This window comes from Helicobacter muridarum (genome assembly GCF_000765805.2).
Taxonomy (GTDB): domain Bacteria; phylum Campylobacterota; class Campylobacteria; order Campylobacterales; family Helicobacteraceae; genus Helicobacter_A; species Helicobacter_A muridarum.
The window spans coordinates 1-21,150 of sequence record NZ_JRPD02000013.1 but is presented as its reverse complement, the minus strand read 5'-3'; the positions used below and the strand labels follow the sequence as shown (position 1 = coordinate 21,150).

The following is a 21,150-nucleotide window of genomic DNA, read 5'->3' as shown; positions in this document are numbered from 1 at the left end:
CGTATAGTAATCCTTGTGCTTTCATACTTTTATGTAAATTTGCCAACCTATTCATTTTCATTATATTATCCTTAATTTTTGATATTTATTTACCCCACCAAGCTATTCCTCTACAAGCTTAAATTCCCACAATCTGCTAAAGAATCCTTAAAATACTCTATAGATTCTGCCCAAATCCTAGCAAATCCCTTGAATATCCCTCATCTGCAAATGGTAACAGCAAGTAAAATATAAAATAATTTTTCATTAAATTTATTCATAGGGCTTAGAATTTTAACGCCATTAGCTCTAGCATAAATCAATCTACAAACTTAAAAACATCTTATATGCCTTCCAAAACCAATAACAGATTTTTCAATATAGTAGCAGATTTTATCATTAGAATATCTGCTATAAGTCTTTTGTTTAATCAATGATTGGGTATCTACCATTTTTAAATCTTTCATTTTATTGAATGCTATTTTATTCATACATTTAAAAAATTGTAATGTTTCCCAAGCGTTTAACTTCCCAAGCTTACTAGAGATTTAAGAATTTATTTGTCATTATTTATATCCTCACCTTTACCTATACTTTCTAAAAATGCTTTAAATTGTTCTTTATCATTTTTTAAACATTCAATAACCATTTTAGCAACCTTTTGTATCTCTGGCAAATCTATGGGTATTGTAGCTCTAATGGTGGTTTCTTCTAAATGGGAAAATTCATTAATGATTCTATTTGTAAAACTAGCTTTTTGGGAATCCTTAAAAAAATATTCATACTTTTTCATCAAATTTTCATTGCTTGGATATTTAAAAAATAAATAATAATCTAAAAACTTTCTAATATTATTAGCAACATTGTAATAGGTATCCAATGTAATATCACTAACTGCCTTAAATTCGGCACATTCTAAAATTTTTTCAAAAAGATAGTTGAATTCTGTAACATATTTTTTTATATGAAGTGGTAATTCTTTGATTACGCTTGATTGTTGCTTCTCTATTAAAAACATTGGTGCTTTATTTATTTCTCTATTTGAAAAACCCCTTAATTGTTTTAAATACTTTAAAAAGTCCAAATTGTGCGTAGAGATAAAAAGCTGGGTATAATTTTTTGGTTTTGCGATTTGATTTTCAATCAAAGAAAAAATAAAAAAGATATGGTTACTATCCAAACTGCTAATAGGGTCATCTATCCAAATGATAGGTTGTTTATCTTGGGTATCTTTATCTTGTAATTTAGCCACAAAATAGCAAAAAGCCAAAAGACTACATTCCCCCTCACTTAAGTTTTTAGCCTCCTGCTTGTTTCTATAAATTTTAAATTCGCCCTTTTTATCTGGAATAATTTTGAATTCAAGCTGATTATTTCCAAAAAAAGATTTAAGATATTCATTTGCTTTGTTTGCCCCAGCCCTTTCATCGTTCAAAGAATTTTGTAGTTCTTGAATTTTATTTCTTATTGTTGCTATCTCTTGTTTTTTAACTTCTATCTCTTCGTTTTTATGTTCTAAAGCGTTTTTTAGCTCATTAATTTCCTCTTGCATTTTAAAATAGTCTATACTTTGTATAAATTTTTCTATTTCATCTAATCTTAGTGCTTCTCTAGCCTTTTGTTTGTCATGTTCTAAAGTTTTTGTTCGTTCGTTGTTTTGGTTACACAAATGCTTGATAGAATCTAAAATTTGTTGAATCTCTTGGGAATAATCTGTTGCCTCGCAAAAATTAATGTTTGGATTATAAATATCTCTTGCCTTATCCTCTAAATTTTGTTTTAGTTGGCAAAGGCTATGATTACAACGCCCTATTACTAATTCTAACCCATCTTTATACTTATTAAAATCCTCTTGTAAATTTTTATAAAAATTTTGGGATTGAATTTTTTGCACTTTTTCTAAGACTTTTTTAAAATCTTCTTCCATGTCTTTTATTTCTTTAAAATATGTGTTTATTTCAGATTTTATGGAATCTGTCTTATCATCTCTAATATTTTCTAAAAGCCATTGGATTCTCTCTTGAGTAAGAGTATTATTACAAAATTTGCATTGTTGCGTATCTTTTTCATGTTCGTGTAACTTCAAACCCTCATCAAGCCAACTTCTAAGTTGATTTTCTATATTTTGTTTTGGTGTAATTTTGGTTTCTATTAATTTTCTACCTTTGTTAATAAACTCTGAAAAATTGATATTAAAAGATATTTCAAAATCTAAAGGTTTCTTTATCTCATCGCCAATTAAGGCTTCTTTAGCTTGTTTTTTGCAAGATTCAAGAATGAAATTTGAATTTGCTATTTTTTCTATATCATCTTTAATACTTCTAATATCATAATTAATCCCTTGTGCTACAAAGTTCGAATCTGCCTTTATTTGCTTTGCCTTATTCTTAAGTTTTTTATCTTGACTTTTTTCTTTAATTTTATCTTTGATATCATCTTTTTCCTTATTTAAATCCTCCAACTCCTTACATAAACCACTAACAAAAATATTATGTTCTTTATCATCTTGCTCACTTCCAAGTTTGTCTTGTAATTTTTGTATGTTGGCTTGAATTTTATTGTTTTCCTCACCTATAACAACAGAAGCAAAAGCTTTAATATCTCCTACTTTATCATCAATTAAGAATCCTAGATTATCTTTTACAAAATCTTTGTTATATACCCTAATTATTAGATCATTATCTTTGATATTACCCTTAGTTAAAAAAGGGTTTTCACTCTTATTAATTTCAATTTCAAAGGTGGAGTCCTTATAATCATCATGTAAATTTTTAACCTCAAAACTTCTTAGAATCCTTGATAAAGTCGTTTTACCCGAATAATTACGCCCATAAAAAATATTTATTTTTTGAAATTCCTTCACCGAATTATCCCAAGAAAAATCTTGATAAGAACCATAGTTTATCTTTAAAAATTTCTTAATCATTTTCTCCTCCTATCCACCAAGATAAGCTTAACTATTCTTATCCCCTACCAACTCCTGCAATCTCTCTACCAAATCCACCACTTCTGTATAAGGGGTTTGTCTTTGTTTTTTATTTTGGCTATTAATTTCTTTAGCGTTTTTGATATTAGTTTCTAAGTGCTGTTTTGTGATTATTTCTTTAAAATCATAATCTTTAGTATAATTTTTTATGTTTTCTCTAAATACTTTTTCCCTTTGCACTTCTTCACTAAGCGATAACATTAATAGATATAAAGCTATGATACCTTATATGTTGCAGTAGGGCTATTTCAAAGATAAACTATTTAACTTGTTATTTTCGCTTATTCCTCATAGCCCTCTAGTGTTTTTAGCACTTTTGCGGGGTTGCCCCCGACAATGACATTAGGCGGGACATCTTTGGTTACGACACTTCCAGCGGCGATTATGCTATTATCCCCGATACTCACACCCGGGCAAATCGTTACGCCTATGCCTACCCACACGCGATTGCCGATTGTTATGGGCTTACAAAAAGTCGCTTGGCGATTATAGGGGGTCAAAGTCGTGGTTAATCGTTGTGAGATTGCACTTTGGCGCGATAAAGACATCATCGCCGATTGTGATTCCACCCCTATCCATAAAGGTGCAGCATTGATTCATAAAGAAATTTTTGCCCACCTTGATATTTTTGCCATAATCCACATAAAAAGGCGGAATAATCCAAGTGCTAGAATCTACCTCCTGCCCGATGATTTGAGAGAAAATCTCCCGCGCTCTCTCTGGGCTATGGTGTGCGCTATTTAGCTCACTTGTAAGCGTAGTTGTCTCTAAAATCACTGCTTTAATTTTCTCAAACTCGGGGTCATTCATATCTATAAGCTCCCCTGCCAAATCGCGCGTGAAAATATCGCGATTGGTGCGTGGTGCGGGTGTGCTTCTTGGGCTAAAGGTTGGTTTCATATTCTCTCCTTTTTTAGAATCTACAATGAGATTGCATAATTATAAAGCATACCACTAAGTGTTTGTCAAGGGGAGCTTGAAAGAATATGGGGGATACAAAATTTATCTTACTTGCTTTTGTTGATAGTAGGCAAGGATAGCTTTAAGATGTTTAGATTCTAACTCACGCATAAAAGATTCCATAAATTCCCAATGTGGATTGCCATTAGAATCTATGGGTAGTAAGACTTTTCTATTGTGCAATCTCGTTCCCGTTAAGCCTTTCCCGTATCCAAAACCACAATTTTCAATACTCTTTCGCAAGGTTTGTGTGATAAATAACCCTATATATCTGTTAATTCTTTCATTACCAAGATAATACATTTTATTGCCTGTAATGTATTCTATACCTTGATAGAAAAAATCTGCATTTTCTGCACCTAAACTAATCGTGTCTTTTGGATTTAGAGAGAAATTTTCATTTTCTACAATATCCTCTAAACCATTACTAAAAGAAGTTCTTGTGATATAGGGAATTTTTCCCTTTCCTAATTTCAAATTATTTTTATGATAAGGTTTTGAATTCGTTATTGTAAAATTCTCCCCCACAACAAATTCTCGCCACTGCACAGATTTTAAACTTAACCTATTGTTTTTATGACTCAAATCCTCATTTAACAGGGATTTAGGATTAGCACTAAAGCCCTTATATTCTTTATAATCAAAGGATATTACCCCCCCCCCCCGATAGACTCTGCAAGTTTGTTTTGATAATAAGCTATGATTTTTTCTAAATGTTTTTTCTCTAGCTCACGCATGAAAGATTCCATAAAAGCATAATTTGGTTGATTGTTGGAATCTAAAGGGAGTATAATTTTTAAAGAATCTGCATTTTGCTGTCTAAATTGTTTTCCATACGAAAATTTACTTTTTTGTTTATTGATACAAGAAACAAAAAAGAGTTTCACATAAAATGATAATTTCTCATTAACAAAAAAATAAATATTATCATCTCCTGTGGCTTTATAGGGATGATAAAAAGCATTACCAAACATATCAATAGAAATAAAATCCTTATATTTTTGCATAGACTCGTTGCCAATAAATGAAGCGACACCATTATTTGCCTCTCCTGCTGTAAGTAAAGGAGTTTTACCTTGTTTTCTATCTCTTTCAACAAGTCTTTTTCCGTGATAGTTTTTCAAAAATAAAGAGAGTTTAAACTCCCCCCATTTTATAGATTCTAAACTCTCATTCATTGTTTTACTCCCCATCTTGCAACTTCTCATCATTTAGCCCAAACAAGTATCCCCTGCCGTGCGTTATCATATTAAATTCAAAGGTAAGATAATCCGCCATTGTCTTATCAAAGTCTTCGTATTTTGGAATCTCATCATTAAAATAATAAAAACTATGTAACCACTCATCTTCTGCCTCTATGGTTGTTTTAACACAAAATTTAGATTCTGCTTCCATTTCATCTCGCCAGACTTTAAGCAAATGTGCCTTTTTATCTTTTGCGTGGATTGTCTCCACTAAGCCCTTATGCTTTTGCACTTCAAAACCATCATTTTCAAAATTTATAAATTTGCAAATTTTATCTTTAGAATGTGGAATCCCAGCAGTAAAAATTGCTATGCAAGGGTTTGTCCCTACATTATAAAAGGTATTTTTATTTAATGTTATAACACCTTCTAAAGTATGTTTCTTTAAGATATTTGCCTTAATGGCTTTTTCCTCTTTACTCTTTCCTGTAACCGCACTTTGGGGAATTATGACAATACCTTTTGCCTTTTTCACTAGAGAATCTAAAAGCTGCTCACAAAATGCGATTTCATACAAATTTGGATTTGCCTTACTTCCTTGTGAATAAGGTGGATTCATCATTCCAATCGTTGCGGATATTTCTTTTTGCAATTCAGCGGGATTTTGTTTTAGAAAATCTTTATTGTCTAAATTACTCTTGCCATCTCCGCGTAAAATCATATTTGTTGTAGCGATAGAAAACATATAGCTTTGGTCTTCTATGCCAAAGAGTTGATTTTCTTTAATCTGTTGTCTTTGTGTGCTATCTGTAACCTTCGAAAGCATATTGTGCATAGCAGCGATTAAAAATCCAGCCGTGCCACAGCAAGGGTCAAATACAATATCATCGGGCTTTAAATCTGCCAAATCACAAAAGAGTTCGCAAATATGCTTAGGGGTTAGCACAATACCTAGAGTTTGCCCATCACCACCTGAATAACTCATAAATTCACTATAAAATCTGCCTAAAATATCTTCGCTTGTTTGTGTATATTTGATATTTTGATAAATATGCTTATGGAGAAACTCTGTGTAATGCTTTAAGGGTGTTTTGCCTAACTTGCTATTTGTTTCATTAATCTTTAGTGTGTCTTTAATAAGTGAAAACTGCGATAAAAGCTTGTCTTTTTTTACTTCTGGGCGGACATTTGCGCGTTTTAAGTTATCGCCAATAGCTTCATATATTTTTTGCCCATCAGTTTTGTTTCTATCACCATTTAATCGCTCTATATCAAAATTTTTGTGCTTTATCTCTTCTAAAGCTAGAAGTATGCCTGAAACAATTAAAGGTTTAGATTGGTCTGTGAGTGAGCCATAATTTCGCAAATCTTCGTGTAAAGTCGCAGCGTCTTTAATGATTTCTTGTGTGGTTTTTTCCCTATCGGTCTGCTCTTTTAAAATCTCTTTTGTGTAATATTCCTCGATATTGTCTTCATTAAAAACGATAAAATCTTCTAACTCTTTTAAATCTTTTGTTACAAAACCTTTTTCATTAATGAAATAAGGTGTAATTTTATGCCGCTTTTCATTCCCACTTACAGCTATGGCGATGATTTTCTTAAAATTTGTGTGCTTTGCTAAATGCTTACCATAATGAATTGCACCATTAACAGCATAACCCTGAACCGAGTCCTTATTTTCTAAATCAATGCAATCTTTAGAATCTAATTTACAATGTTTGTTTATATCCGCTTTGTTTTCAAAGACAAATACAAAATCTTTTACTACTGAGCAAAAATCTGGATACCCTGCATTGCCATTAAGGGCTTTAGAAGCAGTTTAAAAGCATTATCTAGCTCCTCAGTGCCACCTTTTTGTTCTTTAAAGGGTATTTGTGCCTCTTTTAACAAATCTCTTACCCAAGAATCTGTTTCCACTTCATTTCTTGCCATTGCATTCCTTTGCTCTACATAAAATGCAAGATTATACCAAACTTCCACTTAACAACTTATGCAAGAAAGCTTAAAACAAATCTACCTTACCGCACATCAAAGCTATGCGTTAGGACTTATAAATGCAGAGGCTACGCTCCTAATTCCTCAATCCATTTTTTCATACTTGCCTTGCTTGTGTTAAAGTGTCTGCCCTCTTTAAAAATCGCATTGAGAGCGCACTTTGCCATTTTACGCGGAGCGTTGCTAAATCGCCTACACCGCTTCTTGTCTCCTCTTAAGTAATCTCCAAACGCCTAGAGTTAAAGCAAAACTCAAAGCTCCTAAGATTCCTAATGTATAAGAAAAAGATTGCAGATAGATAGAGGAGGCATTTGCTAAAATCTGCGAATTTTCAATCAAACCAAGATTTCCACTTGCGATACTCTCCACAAGAGGGTATAAAGAATCTCCATTATCCACAGAATCCACAGAATGAGAAAGGCTTGCAGTGATAAACACCACCATAAGCGCACCATAGAGGCTTACTCCCACTGCTTCACTTCCTAAACGCAAGGAATTAAGCACTCCCGCACCTAAGCCACTTTTAGTAGATTCTATACTCCCAAGAGCTAATCCATCAATCGCCCCAGCGTGTAGCCCCATACCACAGCCGATGATAAAAAGCATTAAAAGTGTTATGATTTGTAGCATAGCACCACTTAGAGTATGCAAGATAAGTAAAAGCACAAAGATTCCTAAACTCATCATTAAAGACATTGCAATAGCTAGAGATTTAGAATTAACCCCTTTATTTAGCGTTCTCCCTGCAAGAATGGGGCAAAAGAGCATAGGCGTAGTGAGGGAGAGCATAAAAAGCCCAGAAATAGAAGCAGAAAGCCCAAAGCTTATGGAGAGAAAAGTAGGAAAATAAGTCAGTAGCACGACAAAGCTAAATCCAGCAATAACTGTTACAAGACTAAAGCCCAAAAATTGCGTATTTTTAAGCACTTCAAAGTCTAAGAGGGGTTGAGGAATACTTAGATTTGATGTGGGATTTGGTGCAATGTTTTTATAGTGTAAATTTCTCTCCCTTATTAAAAAAGCTATCCCACTTAACACACAAAAGGCTAAGATTCCAAGCGTTTGAGGTTCTTTAAAAGCGTGGATTTGCGTGATGAAAAACATAAAGCTTGACATAAAGGCAATAAAAAGAATTGCACCAAGTGTATCAAAGCTTGTGCGTTGCTTTTGTGAATCTTGTGGCAACACAGGAGAGAGGAGTAAAACACACAAAAGCGTGAGAAAATGAAAGGCAAATATCGCCCTCCATGCAAAAATATCAATGAGGAATCCGCTAATTGTGGGTCCTAAAGTAATGCCAAGCCCTGCAGTTGTGCCAAAAAACGCAAAGGTTTTAATGCGTTTTTCATCTTCAAAGTCGCGGATTAAAATCGCGCTGCCACAGGCAAAAATACTCGCTCCGCCAATCCCAGCACAAGCCCTGCCAATATCTAGCCAAAATAAGCTAGGAGCAAGGAATGAGAGTATTGAGCCTAGCAGATAGATTCCTACTCCTGTAATAAGGCAGTTTTTCGCACCTAATTTATCGCTTAGTGTGCCCCAGATGAGCGTGAAGCACGCAAAGCAGAGATTGAAGCTATTGACAACCCATTGTAAAAGCAAAGATTCACTTCCAAGAGATTGTGCAATATAGGGCAAGGCTATGGCTGTGCCAGAAATTGAGCTAGGCACGACAAATACAGCAAGTAAAATCAACAAAAGAATGCAATTCATTATAACTCCTTAAAATCTAGTAATAGGGATATTTTGGGGTCTGTGTAAGATAATCCCATTATCCCACAAAACTTGTTTTATCAAGTTTATTCCCTTACGATTTGGGCTTCAAGCTTTACAAAATTCTGCCCCATACAGCTATGAACACCTCGCCCAAATTGAAAATGTTGCTTATGTTTTCTAAAAGGATTTATCTATAAATGGATTGTCAAAAATTAAAGGGTCTCTATTGGCTAAAAAGACATCTGCATAGACGACACTATCTTTTGGAAGAATAAAAGAGGAAAGATCTATATCTGCTGTTGTGATTCTAGGAAAGGTAGAAGTTGTACCTAAATTCGTTAGCCTTAAAAGCTCATCAATTGTGCTATTAAGAATGCTTTTATCCCTAAGCAATAAATCCCACAATGAAGGAAAAAAGAGTAATTTATTATGTGCGAGATTATTTGGAATATCATTGTAATAAATAGGGGTTTGTGGTAAAAATGCACTAACTAAAAATGAATGATGAGATATTTTGTGAGAATCTGTCAAAAAAACCTCACTATTAAAAAATTTATGAACTAACTCTTTGCAAATATTTTGGCTAAAATTTGCCCTCCAGTTATTAAGAAAATTTATAGTCTCATATCTAGTCAATAAACTCTTTTATCCCAAAGCCCATAGAATCATTTTTGGCTAATTGTAATAAAATATATTACAATATAAAGTTTGGGATTGTAACGCAGTTTAGTTGTAATGTAAAGCATTACAAGCTTATGCTATAATGGTGCAAACTAACCAAAGGAGTAAAATGCAAATCCCCTCACGCTTTAGTATCGCTATCCATATCTGTTTATGTTTGGAGTTTTTCAATGAGGATTCTGTGATGAATATCAATGCTAACAAAGCACATTGCAAAAAAATGACAAGCGAGGCTTTGGCGGATTCTGTGGGTGTTAATAGCGTGATTATCCGCAATATCCTCTCTCAACTTAAAACCGCAGGGCTTGTGAGTGTAGCAAGAGGCAGTGGGGGGAGTGTGCTAAGCAAAAATCCGCAAGACATAAGCCTTTTAGATATTTTTAATGCCGTGCAATCTATGAGTGGCAAAGGGATTGATGGTAAAAATAAGCTTTTTAAGTTTCACGCTAATGCTAGTGGGCTTTGCCCTCTGGGTAAAAATATCCATCTTATCTTAGATTCTTCTTTTGAGGAAGCACAAATTGCTTTAGAATCCTATCTTGCAAAGGTAAAATTGAGCGACTTATTGGAAAAATTGCAAAATTTGCCTTTGTGATAGGGTTTTTAGAGGTTTTTAAGGAAGCCCACTTTTACGCATTTTATATAAATCTCGCATTCGCTCCTTTGGAGTATGGAATGCAATCAATAAGAATGCAAAAGATTATGCCCTGCTTGTTGGCGTGTCGTGATACACGCTAAGAGTGCCTTTGATGTCGCTTAAAATCGCGCACGCCGCCTCATTGGCACTACCCATAGCACAAGCGACCATAGTTGTAACGCCGCTCACAAGCCCCGCTGCATAAATCCCCTCTTTCACCATTTGTCGCTCTTTTGTCTCAAGGCGGATTTTGTTTGGTTTTGGCATAAGAGTATGTGGCTTGACAAATCCCTCTAAACCCTTAATATCGCACTTTGAAGCACCTGTGGCTACGATAATATAATCTGATTTTACCTCATTCCCTGCATTATCTTTTGTGATAAAATTGCCTTTTTGCCCACTAATTTCCACAACGCTTGAATCAATATAGCGCACAGCAAGCATAGGAGCGATTTGGGCTTTAATATGTGTGTAAATCTCCTCTGCTTTCGCGCCTTTAGGGAAAAATGGCACATTATAAATTGCCGCTGCGTTCAAATCTGCCTTTTTATCATCAAAAACTACGATGTCAAAGTCAAGTTCATTATTTTTCGCTGCTGCAAAAAACAAAGCCGCACTTAGCCCAGCAATGCTACCGCCGATGATTGTAATTGATTTTTTCATACTCTCTCCTTTAAATCCACAACAAAATTGCGGAATTATAAAACTTGATAATTGGGTTTGTCAAGGGCTTGGGATAAAAGTCCCCAAATGTCTAAACGCTTTTAAAAGTATCTTACAAGAATCCCTAAATCTTTTGATAGATTTGTTCTATCCTTAGTAAATCACCTTTAATCGCTCTTTTAAAAAGCTTTCTAGATTCAAATAATCCTCCAAGCTAAAATCTGCATAGCCGCTAATGAAGCAAAGCTCATTTTTACTTTTTTGCAAGATTTCTAGGGCTTGTTTATCTAAAGCCACGAGATAAAAGCTCTCATCAATCTTATAAAGCGCGTTTTCTACTATGGATTCTAGCTTTTCATCTAGCCTTTTGCTATCGTGCAAACTTAAATTTATCGCTAATTCTAATGGGCTTAAATTGGCGTGAGTTATAAGCTTTAGTTTGCCTTTTTCATCTAAGATTTCGGGTTTATTGACTAAGCTAAAAACTTTAAAATCAAATGACATCTCTCGTGTAGGCGTTGTCTCTTGTGCGCTTTCTTTGTCATATTGAGCTTGTGAAACAAGCGAAATATCTCTTTTTGTGGAATCTTTGCGAGATTTTGCATTGTGAGATTCTTCGGGCTTGTCGCCCTCAGAATGACAAGTGGAATGTAGCTTTTGCGCGGCGCGGCGGACACGCTCAATGGTAATATCACTTATCACAGGATTCTTGCTTTTTAGCTCATTTTTGCAAAAATCATAGGCGGTTTTACTTTTAGATTCTATAATTTCCTCATCAAGCTGCACTAGGATAAATTTGCGATTCCCTCCGTCCTCTTTATTTAACTCCATTACTGCGTGGGCAGTCGTGCCACTTCCAGCGAAAAAATCTAGCACAATATCAGGCGTTGTCTCTTGTGCGCTTTCTTTGTCATATTGAGCTTGTGAAACAAGCGAAATATCTCTTTTTGTGGAATCTTTGCGAGATTTTGCATTGCGAGATTCTTCGGTCGCTTCGCTTCCCTCAGAATGACAAGCTAGGGCTTTTGTGGAGATTTGCAAAATGCGTTTGATTAAACTCACTGGTTTAGGCGTATCAAAAACCTTTTTGGCATTAAAAATTGATAAAATTTCCTTTGTAGCGTCTGTCGTTGTGCCAAATTCTGTGAAAATTGTGCGAGTTTTTATAGTCTTTTTGTTGTCTTTAACTTCATCAAAATAAATCACTTCATAAGGCGTCAGTCTGCCTTTAGAATTTTCTTGCCAAAAAATATGATTTTCATCTAAATTTTCTGGCTTTTTTCGCCATCGTCCTTCTTCGCCATTTGGAGCAAGTGGATAAAAATCATTGCCATTTGGGTCTTTTATCGCATAATAAAGGCTCGGGGCATCAGTTCTTAAAGCACCAATACCCCACTTTTCTAGTTTCAAGATTTTTGCTTTTCTATTATTGATGATTTTATTAAAATCTTTTTTATTGCTTTTTTCTCTCTCATCATTAATTTGCCATTCTTGTTTTGCGTAACATAAAATATATTCGTGTTCTTTTGCTAGATATTGAGAATCTTGACTACCTCCTTTTTTCTTTTGCCAAATAATACAACTTACAAAATTCTCCTCCCCAAAAATTTCATCGCAAAGCAATTTAAGATTTGCTTGTTCGTTATCATCTATGCTAATAAATATCACGCCGTCCTCTCTAAGTAAATCTCGTGCAAGTTTAAGGCGCGGAAGCATAAAGCTAAGCCACCCACTATGGCTACGGCTGCCTGTAATGTTTCTAAAAAACTTTAGCTCCTCACTCTCAACTTCATTGCCATTTTCATCTATGTTTAAAAGCCCTGTTTCTTGTAAAATCTCTTTAAAATCTCTCCTAAAATCATCGGGGTAAAGGAAATTATCGTTTTTTGTGTTATAAGGTGGGTCAATGTAAATGACTTTTATTTTCTCATAATACGCACTTTTTAGCAATTTCAACGCGTCTAAATTATCGCCTCGTATAATCACATTTTGTGTGTTTATATCACTGCTTTGCTCTCTTTCTAACTTTAGCTCTTTATCACAAGGCGTGGAATAAATGGCATTTGCCATTGCCTTGCCTGTGAAGTTTAGCTCATAGCCTTTTTGCTTTGTTTTTGTGCTTTGGTCTAAAATTTGCTTTAAGGATTCCACTTTGAGCGTATTTTCGCTTACCACTTGGGGAAAATGCTTTTTTAAAAGCTCTAAAAGCGCGGTTTTCTCATCTTTTTGCTCTTGTAAATTTGCTTGTTTTATGTCGTTTTTGTCTATCATTTTAACGCTCCTTGCATTTTAATCCTTTTGTAAAATTTCGCGCAAAATTTCATTCAATTCCTGCTTGTTTATGCGCGTTTTAAACTCTATGCGGATATTCTCACTTTTCAATGCCTTGCTTAAAGAAGCAAAAAATACCTTTGCATATTCAATCTTTTTAGCCTCATCTGGTGGAATCTCACTTTTATCGTTATAGCCCTTGCTTTCGCAGATAAAAAAGATTCTTTTCCCTTGAGAGTCCTCCAAAAAGTAGGCAAAATCGGGCTGGTATTCTTTATAAGGCGTGGGAATGCTTAGCTTTGGCAATTTGGCAAAGACTTTGATTTGTGCGCCCTCTAAACTCTCGTTATTTTCTTGGCTAATGTCTTTTTCAATATTTGAATCCCGCACAATTTGCTCGTATAGATAATTTCGCGCTGGACTTGTATCTCGCTCTAGCACTTGCCCCAAAATATGTCGCTCTATGCTTTGCTTCACATTGCCTTTAGAATCTATGAGATTTTTATAGGAAGGGGAAAACTCATTGCGTGCAAATTGATAATCAATTTTTTGCACCAACTCGCTGTGGATTTGCCTTTTAATTATCGCATTTAGCTCATTAAAGGCAAGGCTAGGATTATTATAAAAATTGTTTTTATCTAAGCTTTCATAAAGCCTTAATACAAAATGCAATGGGAGTTTAAATTTCTCCTCTTTCTTATCGCCCTTTGCAAAATCTAAAAGCAAAGATTTAATGTTTTCTTGCACTGCCTTTTGGTAGCTCATCGTATCTAACGTTGTGGAATCCTCTGTGATGATGATGTTATTTTGTGCATCAAAGGTTTTGCGCGTGTAGATAATGTGATTTTTAGGAATCTCTAGGGCGTTAAACTCCTTTGCGATAGAATCTATAAGCGCATTTTCTTGTATGTTTTTATACACGATTTTTGCTTTTTTGTTGATTGCCTCCCATAGCTCTTTAAAATCTTTTGCTAAATGTGGCTTAATTTTAATAAGCTCTTTTGGCTTATTATTATCTACCACTTGCTTATTTTTGTTTGCATTTGGCACGAAATGGGCTAGGAAGTCGTTAAATTTATCGCCTAAAAGCTCTTTTATCTCTGCACTCTCTTTGATTGCTTCATAAAGCGGGACTAAAATATTGTAATTTTCGTTTATCTCATTATAGGCGATAATCTTATCTCTTTTCAAAAGATAGATAATATCATTTGCCTTGTCTTTATCAAGCAAAGATTCTAATTGCTCTAGGCTCAAAGTGTTTTCATTAAAGCTAAAGCTAGATTCATTAATTTCTTTTTGTAAATTTTCAATAAATAGCGGCTCTTTACCGCTCACAATCACATCTAGGCAATTTATTTGATAAAAGCTTGTATCATCGCCTTGCATAAAGTTATGCGTAATGCGCTTACCCGCTTCATTTACACAAAGGCGCAAACCTCTGCCGATTTGCTGGTGCGTGGAAGTGTCTTTGGAGCTTGCAAGTTTGGTTAAGGTAAAAATATTTGGATTATCCCAGCCCTCTTGTAACGCCCACACGCTAAAGATAAAGCGCAAAGGTGAGTTAAAAGAAAGTAATTTTTGCTTATCGCTTAGGATTAGTGCAATGTCTGCGGCTTCTTGGTTTTCACTATTGTTGCCACTAATTTTCGCATCGCCACTAAAATAGCCTTGATGCACGCGCAAAATGCCATTTTCATCAAAATCGGATTCTAAATATTTTTGGTATTTTTCTAAAGATTCTCGCGCATTTTCATCGGTAGTTTTTGAAATTTGATTTTCAAGCTCTTTTAGAATCTTGGTGCGCTTCTGTCTATAAAGTCGCTCAAATTCTAGCTTGATAAAGGGTGGATTACCCCCCCCCCCCCCGAAGCCTCAAGGGCGTGTGCAGAAGTGGAATTTATAGAATCTATCGCCCTAAAATCTGCAATGCTTGGGATAAAAAAGAGGCTTAACGCCTTGATATTTTGTGAAAATAAAAATTGCTCCTTTTGGAAATGCGCTTCTATTGCTTTTTCAAGCATTAATGAAATTTCATCATTGCTTAATTTGTAGTTTTCTTGGCTTTGTATTGTCGCGCCATTGTCAAAATACGCTTTGCCCTTTTCAAGTCGCACTAAGGTAGCAAAATTTTGCCATTCTAAACTCTCGCCGATTTTCACGCGCTTGTATTGTGGTAATTCGCCACTTTTTCTACGCACAAAAGTCGCTTCTTTATTCCTTATATCTTTTAAAAAGATTTCATTTTCTACGCCGCTGATACTTCCTACTGCGATTTGTTTAACAAGATAATTTTGGAATGCACTTATAGAATCTAGCACAAAGGCGACATTGCTTAGAGTGGATTCTTTTGGTTCTTTAGGAAAAGTCGCTCCAAAGCGGAAGTAAAGTGTGTTGATTTGTCTAAAAGCCGCACTAAACCTTTCACCCTTTAATAAATGTGGCTCATCAATAATACAAATTGGCTTTAGGGCGATAATGTTTTCAAAAATGCTTTTTTCATTAAACAAGCCCTCACTTTGCTTGTTTAAAAGATTATCTTTCTTATCAACCGCACTATTTGTCAGCACAAGCACAGATAGTTCATCGGTGTTTTTAATGTAGTGATTAATAATTGCACTTTGGCTTTTAGAATCTGTGTAGTAATAAGTTTTGAGATATGCACCAAATTCACTAAAAAAGTAGGATTTGGTAAGCTCAATATTTTGCTTTACAGATTCTAAAATCGCCTTTCGTGGCACAAAAATAATAAATTTATTTTGCCTATAAGTTTTGTGAAGTGCAAAAATAAGATTAAGATAAGTAAATGTTTTGCCCGTGCCCGTTTCCATTAGAATATCAACATTTTTGCTTTGGCTTAGGGTTTTTATGGGCTGGGGGTGCGTGGTGTGGAATCTTTTTAGGCACTCTGGTAGATTCTCTTGGCTTTTAAAATCAAAATCTTGCAAAAGCGTGAGGATATTATTAATGCAAACTTGTTGGTAATTTTGCTTTTCAAAAATCATTGTCTGCTCTTATTTCTCATCGCAAAGTCCCTTGAAAGACAACTGCTTTTGTTTTGCTTTAATCTTTTAAGAGCGCAAAGTATAGCATTTTTTGATTAAGCTTTAAATAAGGGTGTTAAAAAATGAAATGTTTAGTTAGACAAATGCGCACTTACAAATAGAAAAAAGGCTTTTGTGGCATTAAGCCCAAAACAAGGCTCAATGCCACAAGAATATTTCGCAAGGCTATAACCCCACGCTCTTTGCCGCATCGCTTCCGGGTGCGTATCTATCGCCCACAATCACAAGCTTGCTTAGCTCTTTGTTAATATCTGCTAACTCACTTGGACTAAAAGTTAAAAGCGAAGCGTTAAGATTCTCTTCAAGTCTATGAATTTTAGTCGTTTCAGGAATTGGAATCACAAAGCTTTTATTTGAGAGAATCCACGCTAAAGAAACTTGCGCGATAGTAGCCTTTTTGCCATTAATGCTTTTATTTTCCGCTACTTTTTTGATAAACTCTATCACGCTTTGGTTTGCCTCTAGGGCTTTTTTGGTATAGCGCGGCATAGACGCGCGGAAGTCAAGGGTAGGGTGGAATTTCGTATCTTTTGTGAAGTCTCCGCCTAAGAATCCCCTATCAAGCGGAGAGTAAGCGACAATTGCGATTCCAAGCTTCTCGCATAGATTCATTATACCATTTTGCTCTAAGTCGCGAAATGCCATAGAATATTGACTTTGCATTGCCACAGGAGCAAAGACTTTGTGCGCCCTTTGTATCGTCTTAACCCCCGCTTCACCTAACGCCCACGCTTTGATTTTACCCATTTTGACTAAATCTTTCATCGTCTGCGCTACTTCCTCAATGGGCGTGTCAATATCCACTCTGTGCTGCGTGTAGAGGTCAATGCAATCCCTTTGCAATCGCTTCAAGCTCCCATCAACCGCACGCATAATAGACTTACGAGATGAATCTAACTGCTGTTTGCCAAAGGGATAGTAGAATCCAAACTTAGTATTAATTATGATTCCATCTTTGTAGCCTTTCAAAGCCTCGCCCAAAAGCTCCTCATTTGTGTGCGGTCCATACACTTCGGCGGTATCAAAAAATGTATAGCCCAAATCCACTGCCTTATGCAGTAGCTTAATCATCTGCTTTTTATCTCTTGCGGGTCCGTGATTTGCGCTCATTCCCATACAGCCTAAACCGATTGCCGAGACGCTAAAGTGCCCAATTTTGCGCTGTGGAATCGCTGTTTTTGTCATTTTTGCTCCTTTTGTGCTATCGCTTTCTTTTGCAAAAGCCTGTGCGCCAAAAAACGCCATTGTCGCTAAGGCTGCACTTGTTTTTAGAAACTCACGTCTTGAATGTTTCTTTATTGAATCTTGTTGCATTCTTGCTCCTTGATATAAAGATAAATGAAATTATAAATCCTAACACTTGGTGTTTGTCAAGGGGATTAAAGTTATACTTATTCATTTTTACAAATTAGAACTTCCTGCATATTAAAGATATATAATTTCATTATCTGTAACAAAGTGAAGCTTTTGTGTTTTACACTAAACATACGCAAATGATGGAGGATAGTCAGACGCAAATTCCAATGTTTAATCCGCTTTTATCCTTTTGGGCTGGTGCTTTTTAAGCATCTCATAATGTTTCTTTTATGTGCATCTTTTGGTATAGCGCATTGCTATATAAGTGCGTAATATTTGTGGATTGTGTAGAATCTTAATTTTACCTTTTATCAAACACACTTCCCGCAGAATCTGCAAAGTCCGCTGCTGCTCCTGCGTAGCTTTGTGTTACTTTGATGTCTTTTTGCACAGCAGCGATTTTATTCTCCGCACTTTTAAAGGCTGCCTCTCCCATAAAGAGATAAAAAGGTGGCTCTTGCATTCGTGAGACTTCATAGAGAATCTGCGCAAATTTTTGCGGATTCCCCGCTTGTTTGCCACTATAATTCGCGCTTTTTTCCAAAAATGCCTTGCGTCTCTCATCATATTTGTTTATGTAAATATCGCTTTGAATCATGCTCGTGCCTAGAAACTCCGTGCGGAATCCCGCTGGCATTATATTAATCGTGTGGATTCCATATTCACCCACATCGAGGTTTAGTCCCTCACTTAGCGCAGAGATGGCAAATTTACTCATACAATAAGGCGTGGAATTATTACTCACCCTAAAGCCCGCAATGGAGCTTAGATTAAAGATTCTCGCTCTAATATTTTTGTCATTGCCACCCTCTTTAAGCTTTATGGACGCATTATTTTAAGCGCATTTTGCGCGACTAAAAAGGGCGCGAAGACATTGACTTCAAACTGCTCTCTTAGCTGCTTCTCACTCACCTCCTCTACAAATCCTAAAAGCCCATATCCTGCATTATTTACTACATTATCGAGCCGGCCAAATTTTCTTTACAATGCTTCTAAATTTGCAGCGATTTTTGCATTCATATCACCGCTAAAGATAAGCTCTAAAGGTAGGAAATTTTCGCTTTCTTTGCCGAGCTTAGATTCTATGTTGCTTAGTTTTCTTGAAGTCGCAGTGACTTTGTCGCCTTTTGCTAACACATGCTTTGCAAGTTCTAAGCCTAGTCCGCCGCTTGCCCCTGTGATATACCAAACTTGTGGATTTGTGTTCATATTTTCTCCCTGATTTTGTATTTGTGTATTTTTCGTACCTTGTAGATTCTGTGTGGTATTTGCAGAATCTAATTTTGCAGAATTTTTAGAATCTTTGTTGCACGCGTTTAAGGCAAAACTACTAAAACTTGCTACACTCGCTATTGCGCTAAGCCTTGCAGAAGTTTTTAAAAACTCCCTTCGCGATTTAAAGATTCTGTATATCTGTCTTGCATTACTCCTCCTTATAATAACAATATATTTGAAATTATAAACCCTCACACTTAGTGTTTGTCAAGATGGTATTTAGAGAAATGTATTAACACATTAGTTATTGATTATCTTTAAATCAAATAGCCTTTAGTTCGCATTCAAACAAGTTTCTTAAATGTGTTTTATAATCTATGGTATACGCTTTACTTGTGTGTTTTGACAACATCATTACAGATAAAAGTTAGCAATATGCCTATTTATGTAGATTCTAAGTCAGTTGTAGAGGTTTTATAATTTTCAATTTTCTTTGCATTTAGTGTTTGTTAAGCGTGGAATAGGGTGTATGTGCTGCAACCATTTGCGAACTTCTTAGGCTTTTAAAGCCGCATTAATATAAGCTTGCATAGAAATAGCTATCCCTACTCAAAGATAATTTTAAAAACTTAAAGATTAATTAAATTTTTATTGATTATTGTCTAAAACTTATTTAAACTACTAAAGTGGGGTGGGGGGCATATGGAGTTTAGAATCTTAAAATTAAAAATACTAAAATATCTCAAAAAAATCTGTGGAGTCGTTCTTATATAAATTGTCCTTATCATAGAGTGTTTAAAGATAGGAATTTAGGGGATTATTACTAAGGAATTGCAATGCTTGAAGTTTTATTTACTTATACCTTAGCGGTTTTTATGTTGATTGTAACCCCCGGTCCTGTGGTCGCACTTGTTTTACGTAATGCCTCAATTTATGGGTTTAAAGTAGCACTGTTTACGAGCATAGGGTCGAATTTTGCTTCCTTGCTTTTAATAATCCTAGCCATTGCGGTGATTTTGGGCGTATTTAAAGTTTCTCCTTTTGTATTATCCCTACTTAGTATTTTAGGCTGCATGTTTATCTTTTATTTAGGCTCTAGCTCTCTTTATAAAATCTTTAAAAGCTATCAAGATAAATCTTTCCAAGATTTAGATACGCAACTAAAGCTTGATGAAAGGAATGTTAAAAAAACCTTTATTTCCAGCTTTTTGGAGGGTTTTAGTATTGCTATTAGTAATCCCAAAGACATTATATTTTTTATAGCGTTTTTTCCACAATTTATTCGCATAAGCTATTCTATTACCCTAAGCTTAAGCTTATTAGTAGCAATATGGATTATCCTTGATTTTTGTGTCCTTATGAGCTATGCCGCCCTTATGCAAAAGGTTATTTTCTTGAGTTATAAGAATCTAATTGGAATTGTTAGTGATATTATTTTGATGTTTGTTGGGGTATTTGGTGGTTATTATTTATGGCAATCCCTATAATACAAATCTTTATAACAACATAAAATTTCTTAAAAATCTTTAATATCCCCTAACAACCTAAACCCTCTAAACATTATTCTAAAAGTAACCAAAAGTTTCCTATAAATAAAACTTGAATCTCTAAAACAAAATATCATAAATACAACAAAATTCCCTTTTACAACCCTTGCCAAGCCTTTTAAGTCAGCAAAACCTCTTTTTATGCTTTTAATGATTACTATTCTCTATTTTGCAAATCTCTTAAATTTCTTATCCATTTTACCTAAGATAAATTAAAACCTTTTCTGCACGTTTTGTGTAAACACCAGCATTGCAAACAATGCCACTCCTCTAACCCTTACACTTTACGCTTCCTAGCTTATATTACTTATTCCCACTTTAGCAACACATATTATGCAAATACTTTATTTAAATGCGCCTTATAATCTTTGATATATCGCTCTACTTGAGGGTTTTTCATTACATCATTGCAAATAAAAGTTGGCAAGCTTTGCATTCCTATAAATTGATGTGCTTTGTGTAAATGCAAATACACGCCATCTACACCCACATCCTCAAAAAATCCATTAACCTCTGTGAAAGCCTCTAAAGGTGCATTCCAAGTAAGTGAAAACATATATTTCTTATCTTTCAAAAGTCCGCCTGTGCCATAGCCTACTGCTGGATTATCCCTATGGCGTCCATCGCTTGTAAAAAACTTCCCCACCCCCGCAGTGAAGACTTCATCGATGTATTTTTTCACAATCCAAGGCTCTCCCATCCACCATCCTGGCATTTGATAAATAATCGCCTTGCTTCTTAGCCACTTTTGCACTTCTTGTTGTGTATTATAACCCTTATCAATATGGGTTTGCAAAACTTCAAAGCCTAATAATTCCAAAGTCTGCTTTGCGGTATTATGTAAGGTTTCACTAAGCCTCCCACCCGAACTTCCAAAAGCCTTACCACCATTTAAAAG

General features: G+C 35.1%; 17 protein-coding genes and 3 pseudogenes. 2 read left to right on the top strand and 18 right to left on the bottom strand.

The genetic code is table 11. The annotated features are described in order from the left end of the window. Positions 1 to 535: 535 nt before the first annotated feature. The 10 genes and pseudogenes from LS73_RS06300 to LS73_RS06260 all read right to left on the bottom strand — a co-directional run bounded on the left by LS73_RS06300 (position 536) and on the right by LS73_RS06260 (position 9,456). On the bottom strand, positions 536 to 2,905 hold the full coding sequence (locus LS73_RS06300; RefSeq protein WP_034558039.1) for an AAA family ATPase: 2,370 nt from the start codon (positions 2,903 to 2,905) through the stop codon (positions 536 to 538). A 27-nt stretch (positions 2,906 to 2,932) separates the two neighbouring features. Further along, complete coding sequence (locus LS73_RS06295; protein ID WP_138070002.1) at positions 2,933 to 3,145, bottom strand: hypothetical protein; 213 nt, start codon at positions 3,143 to 3,145, stop codon at positions 2,933 to 2,935. Between the two features lie 101 nt (positions 3,146 to 3,246). Further along, positions 3,247 to 3,420, bottom strand: a pseudogene (locus tag LS73_RS10230) (DapH/DapD/GlmU-related protein); the annotation flags it as partial. Between the two features lie 31 nt (positions 3,421 to 3,451). After that, positions 3,452 to 3,865 (bottom strand): LbetaH domain-containing protein, encoded by a 414-nt coding sequence (locus LS73_RS06290; protein ID WP_233708842.1) that lies wholly within the window; start codon positions 3,863 to 3,865, stop codon positions 3,452 to 3,454. Positions 3,866 to 3,967: 102 nt separating this feature from the next. Beyond that, entirely contained in the window at positions 3,968 to 4,510 is a 543-nt protein-coding gene (locus tag LS73_RS06285) for a restriction endonuclease subunit S (RefSeq protein WP_052089663.1), read from the bottom strand. Between the two features lie 65 nt (positions 4,511 to 4,575). Beyond that, positions 4,576 to 5,103 (bottom strand): restriction endonuclease subunit S, encoded by a 528-nt coding sequence (locus LS73_RS06280; protein ID WP_161976613.1) that lies wholly within the window; start codon positions 5,101 to 5,103, stop codon positions 4,576 to 4,578. Positions 5,104 to 5,107: 4 nt separating this feature from the next. Continuing rightward, entirely contained in the window at positions 5,108 to 6,475 is a 1,368-nt protein-coding gene (locus LS73_RS06275) for an HsdM family class I SAM-dependent methyltransferase (protein ID WP_233708841.1), read from the bottom strand. A gap of 398 nt (positions 6,476 to 6,873) precedes the next feature. Next, entirely contained in the window at positions 6,874 to 7,041 is a 168-nt protein-coding gene (locus tag LS73_RS10225) for a hypothetical protein (protein ID WP_233708840.1), read from the bottom strand. 255 nt (positions 7,042 to 7,296) lie between these two features. Then, the gene (locus LS73_RS06265; RefSeq protein WP_034558422.1) at positions 7,297 to 8,817 is read right to left on the bottom strand and encodes an MFS transporter; all 1,521 of its coding nucleotides are present in this window, start codon (positions 8,815 to 8,817) and stop codon (positions 7,297 to 7,299) included. Between the two features lie 180 nt (positions 8,818 to 8,997). Next, positions 8,998 to 9,456, bottom strand: a complete 459-nt coding sequence (locus LS73_RS06260) for a cytochrome P450 (protein ID WP_034558421.1) — start codon at positions 9,454 to 9,456, stop codon at positions 8,998 to 9,000. A gap of 154 nt (positions 9,457 to 9,610) precedes the next feature. Here LS73_RS06260 and LS73_RS06255 point away from each other — a divergent pair, with 154 nt between their 5' ends. Continuing rightward, positions 9,611 to 10,096, top strand: a complete 486-nt coding sequence (locus tag LS73_RS06255) for an Rrf2 family transcriptional regulator (protein WP_034558420.1) — start codon at positions 9,611 to 9,613, stop codon at positions 10,094 to 10,096. Positions 10,097 to 10,201: 105 nt separating this feature from the next. On the opposite strand, the gene LS73_RS06250 is transcribed toward LS73_RS06255, so the two are convergent. The 7 genes and pseudogenes from LS73_RS06250 to LS73_RS06220 all read right to left on the bottom strand — a co-directional run bounded on the left by LS73_RS06250 (position 10,202) and on the right by LS73_RS06220 (position 18,960). Further along, on the bottom strand, positions 10,202 to 10,801 hold the full coding sequence (locus LS73_RS06250) for an FAD-dependent oxidoreductase (RefSeq protein WP_034558419.1): 600 nt from the start codon (positions 10,799 to 10,801) through the stop codon (positions 10,202 to 10,204). Between the two features lie 153 nt (positions 10,802 to 10,954). Beyond that, complete coding sequence (locus tag LS73_RS06245) at positions 10,955 to 13,072, bottom strand: site-specific DNA-methyltransferase (RefSeq protein ID WP_233708839.1); 2,118 nt, start codon at positions 13,070 to 13,072, stop codon at positions 10,955 to 10,957. A gap of 18 nt (positions 13,073 to 13,090) precedes the next feature. Next, positions 13,091 to 16,074 (bottom strand): annotated as a pseudogene (locus LS73_RS10690) (restriction endonuclease). Positions 16,075 to 16,299: 225 nt separating this feature from the next. After that, entirely contained in the window at positions 16,300 to 17,448 is a 1,149-nt protein-coding gene (locus LS73_RS06235) for an aldo/keto reductase (RefSeq protein WP_081955481.1), read from the bottom strand. A 343-nt stretch (positions 17,449 to 17,791) separates the two neighbouring features. Beyond that, entirely contained in the window at positions 17,792 to 18,280 is a 489-nt protein-coding gene (locus LS73_RS06230; protein WP_267891666.1) for an SDR family NAD(P)-dependent oxidoreductase, read from the bottom strand. Between the two features lie 29 nt (positions 18,281 to 18,309). After that, positions 18,310 to 18,456: pseudogene (locus tag LS73_RS10450) on the bottom strand (SDR family NAD(P)-dependent oxidoreductase); the annotation flags it as partial. A 15-nt stretch (positions 18,457 to 18,471) separates the two neighbouring features. Beyond that, the gene (locus LS73_RS06220) at positions 18,472 to 18,960 is read right to left on the bottom strand and encodes a Rossmann-fold NAD(P)-binding domain-containing protein (RefSeq protein ID WP_052089454.1); all 489 of its coding nucleotides are present in this window, start codon (positions 18,958 to 18,960) and stop codon (positions 18,472 to 18,474) included. 581 nt (positions 18,961 to 19,541) lie between these two features. Between LS73_RS06220 and LS73_RS06215 the strand changes: the two genes are divergently transcribed. Beyond that, entirely contained in the window at positions 19,542 to 20,192 is a 651-nt protein-coding gene (locus tag LS73_RS06215) for a LysE family translocator (RefSeq protein WP_034556796.1), read from the top strand. A gap of 391 nt (positions 20,193 to 20,583) precedes the next feature. On the opposite strand, the gene LS73_RS06210 is transcribed toward LS73_RS06215, so the two are convergent. After that, on the bottom strand, positions 20,584 to 21,150 hold a 567-nt coding region (locus LS73_RS06210), incomplete at its 5' end, for an NAD(P)H-dependent oxidoreductase (RefSeq protein ID WP_138070001.1).

Excerpts from the sequence above, each read along its gene's own strand:
- LS73_RS06300 (WP_034558039.1), bottom strand. The coding sequence starts at position 2,905 with ATGATTAAGAAATTTTTAAAGATAAACTATGGTTCTTATCAAGATTTT.
- LS73_RS06280 (WP_161976613.1), bottom strand. The coding sequence starts at position 5,103 with ATGAATGAGAGTTTAGAATCTATAAAATGGGGGGAGTTTAAACTCTCT.
- LS73_RS06290 (WP_233708842.1), bottom strand. The coding sequence starts at position 3,865 with ATGAAACCAACCTTTAGCCCAAGAAGCACACCCGCACCACGCACCAAT.
- LS73_RS06265 (WP_034558422.1), bottom strand. The coding sequence starts at position 8,817 with ATGAATTGCATTCTTTTGTTGATTTTACTTGCTGTATTTGTCGTGCCT.
- LS73_RS06255 (WP_034558420.1), top strand. The coding sequence starts at position 9,611 with ATGCAAATCCCCTCACGCTTTAGTATCGCTATCCATATCTGTTTATGT.
- LS73_RS06250 (WP_034558419.1), bottom strand. The coding sequence starts at position 10,801 with ATGAAAAAATCAATTACAATCATCGGCGGTAGCATTGCTGGGCTAAGT.
- LS73_RS06245 (WP_233708839.1), bottom strand. The coding sequence starts at position 13,072 with ATGATAGACAAAAACGACATAAAACAAGCAAATTTACAAGAGCAAAAA.
- LS73_RS06215 (WP_034556796.1), top strand. The coding sequence starts at position 19,542 with ATGCTTGAAGTTTTATTTACTTATACCTTAGCGGTTTTTATGTTGATT.
- LS73_RS06235 (WP_081955481.1), bottom strand. The coding sequence starts at position 17,448 with ATGCAACAAGATTCAATAAAGAAACATTCAAGACGTGAGTTTCTAAAA.
- LS73_RS10225 (WP_233708840.1), bottom strand. The coding sequence starts at position 7,041 with ATGGCAAGAAATGAAGTGGAAACAGATTCTTGGGTAAGAGATTTGTTA.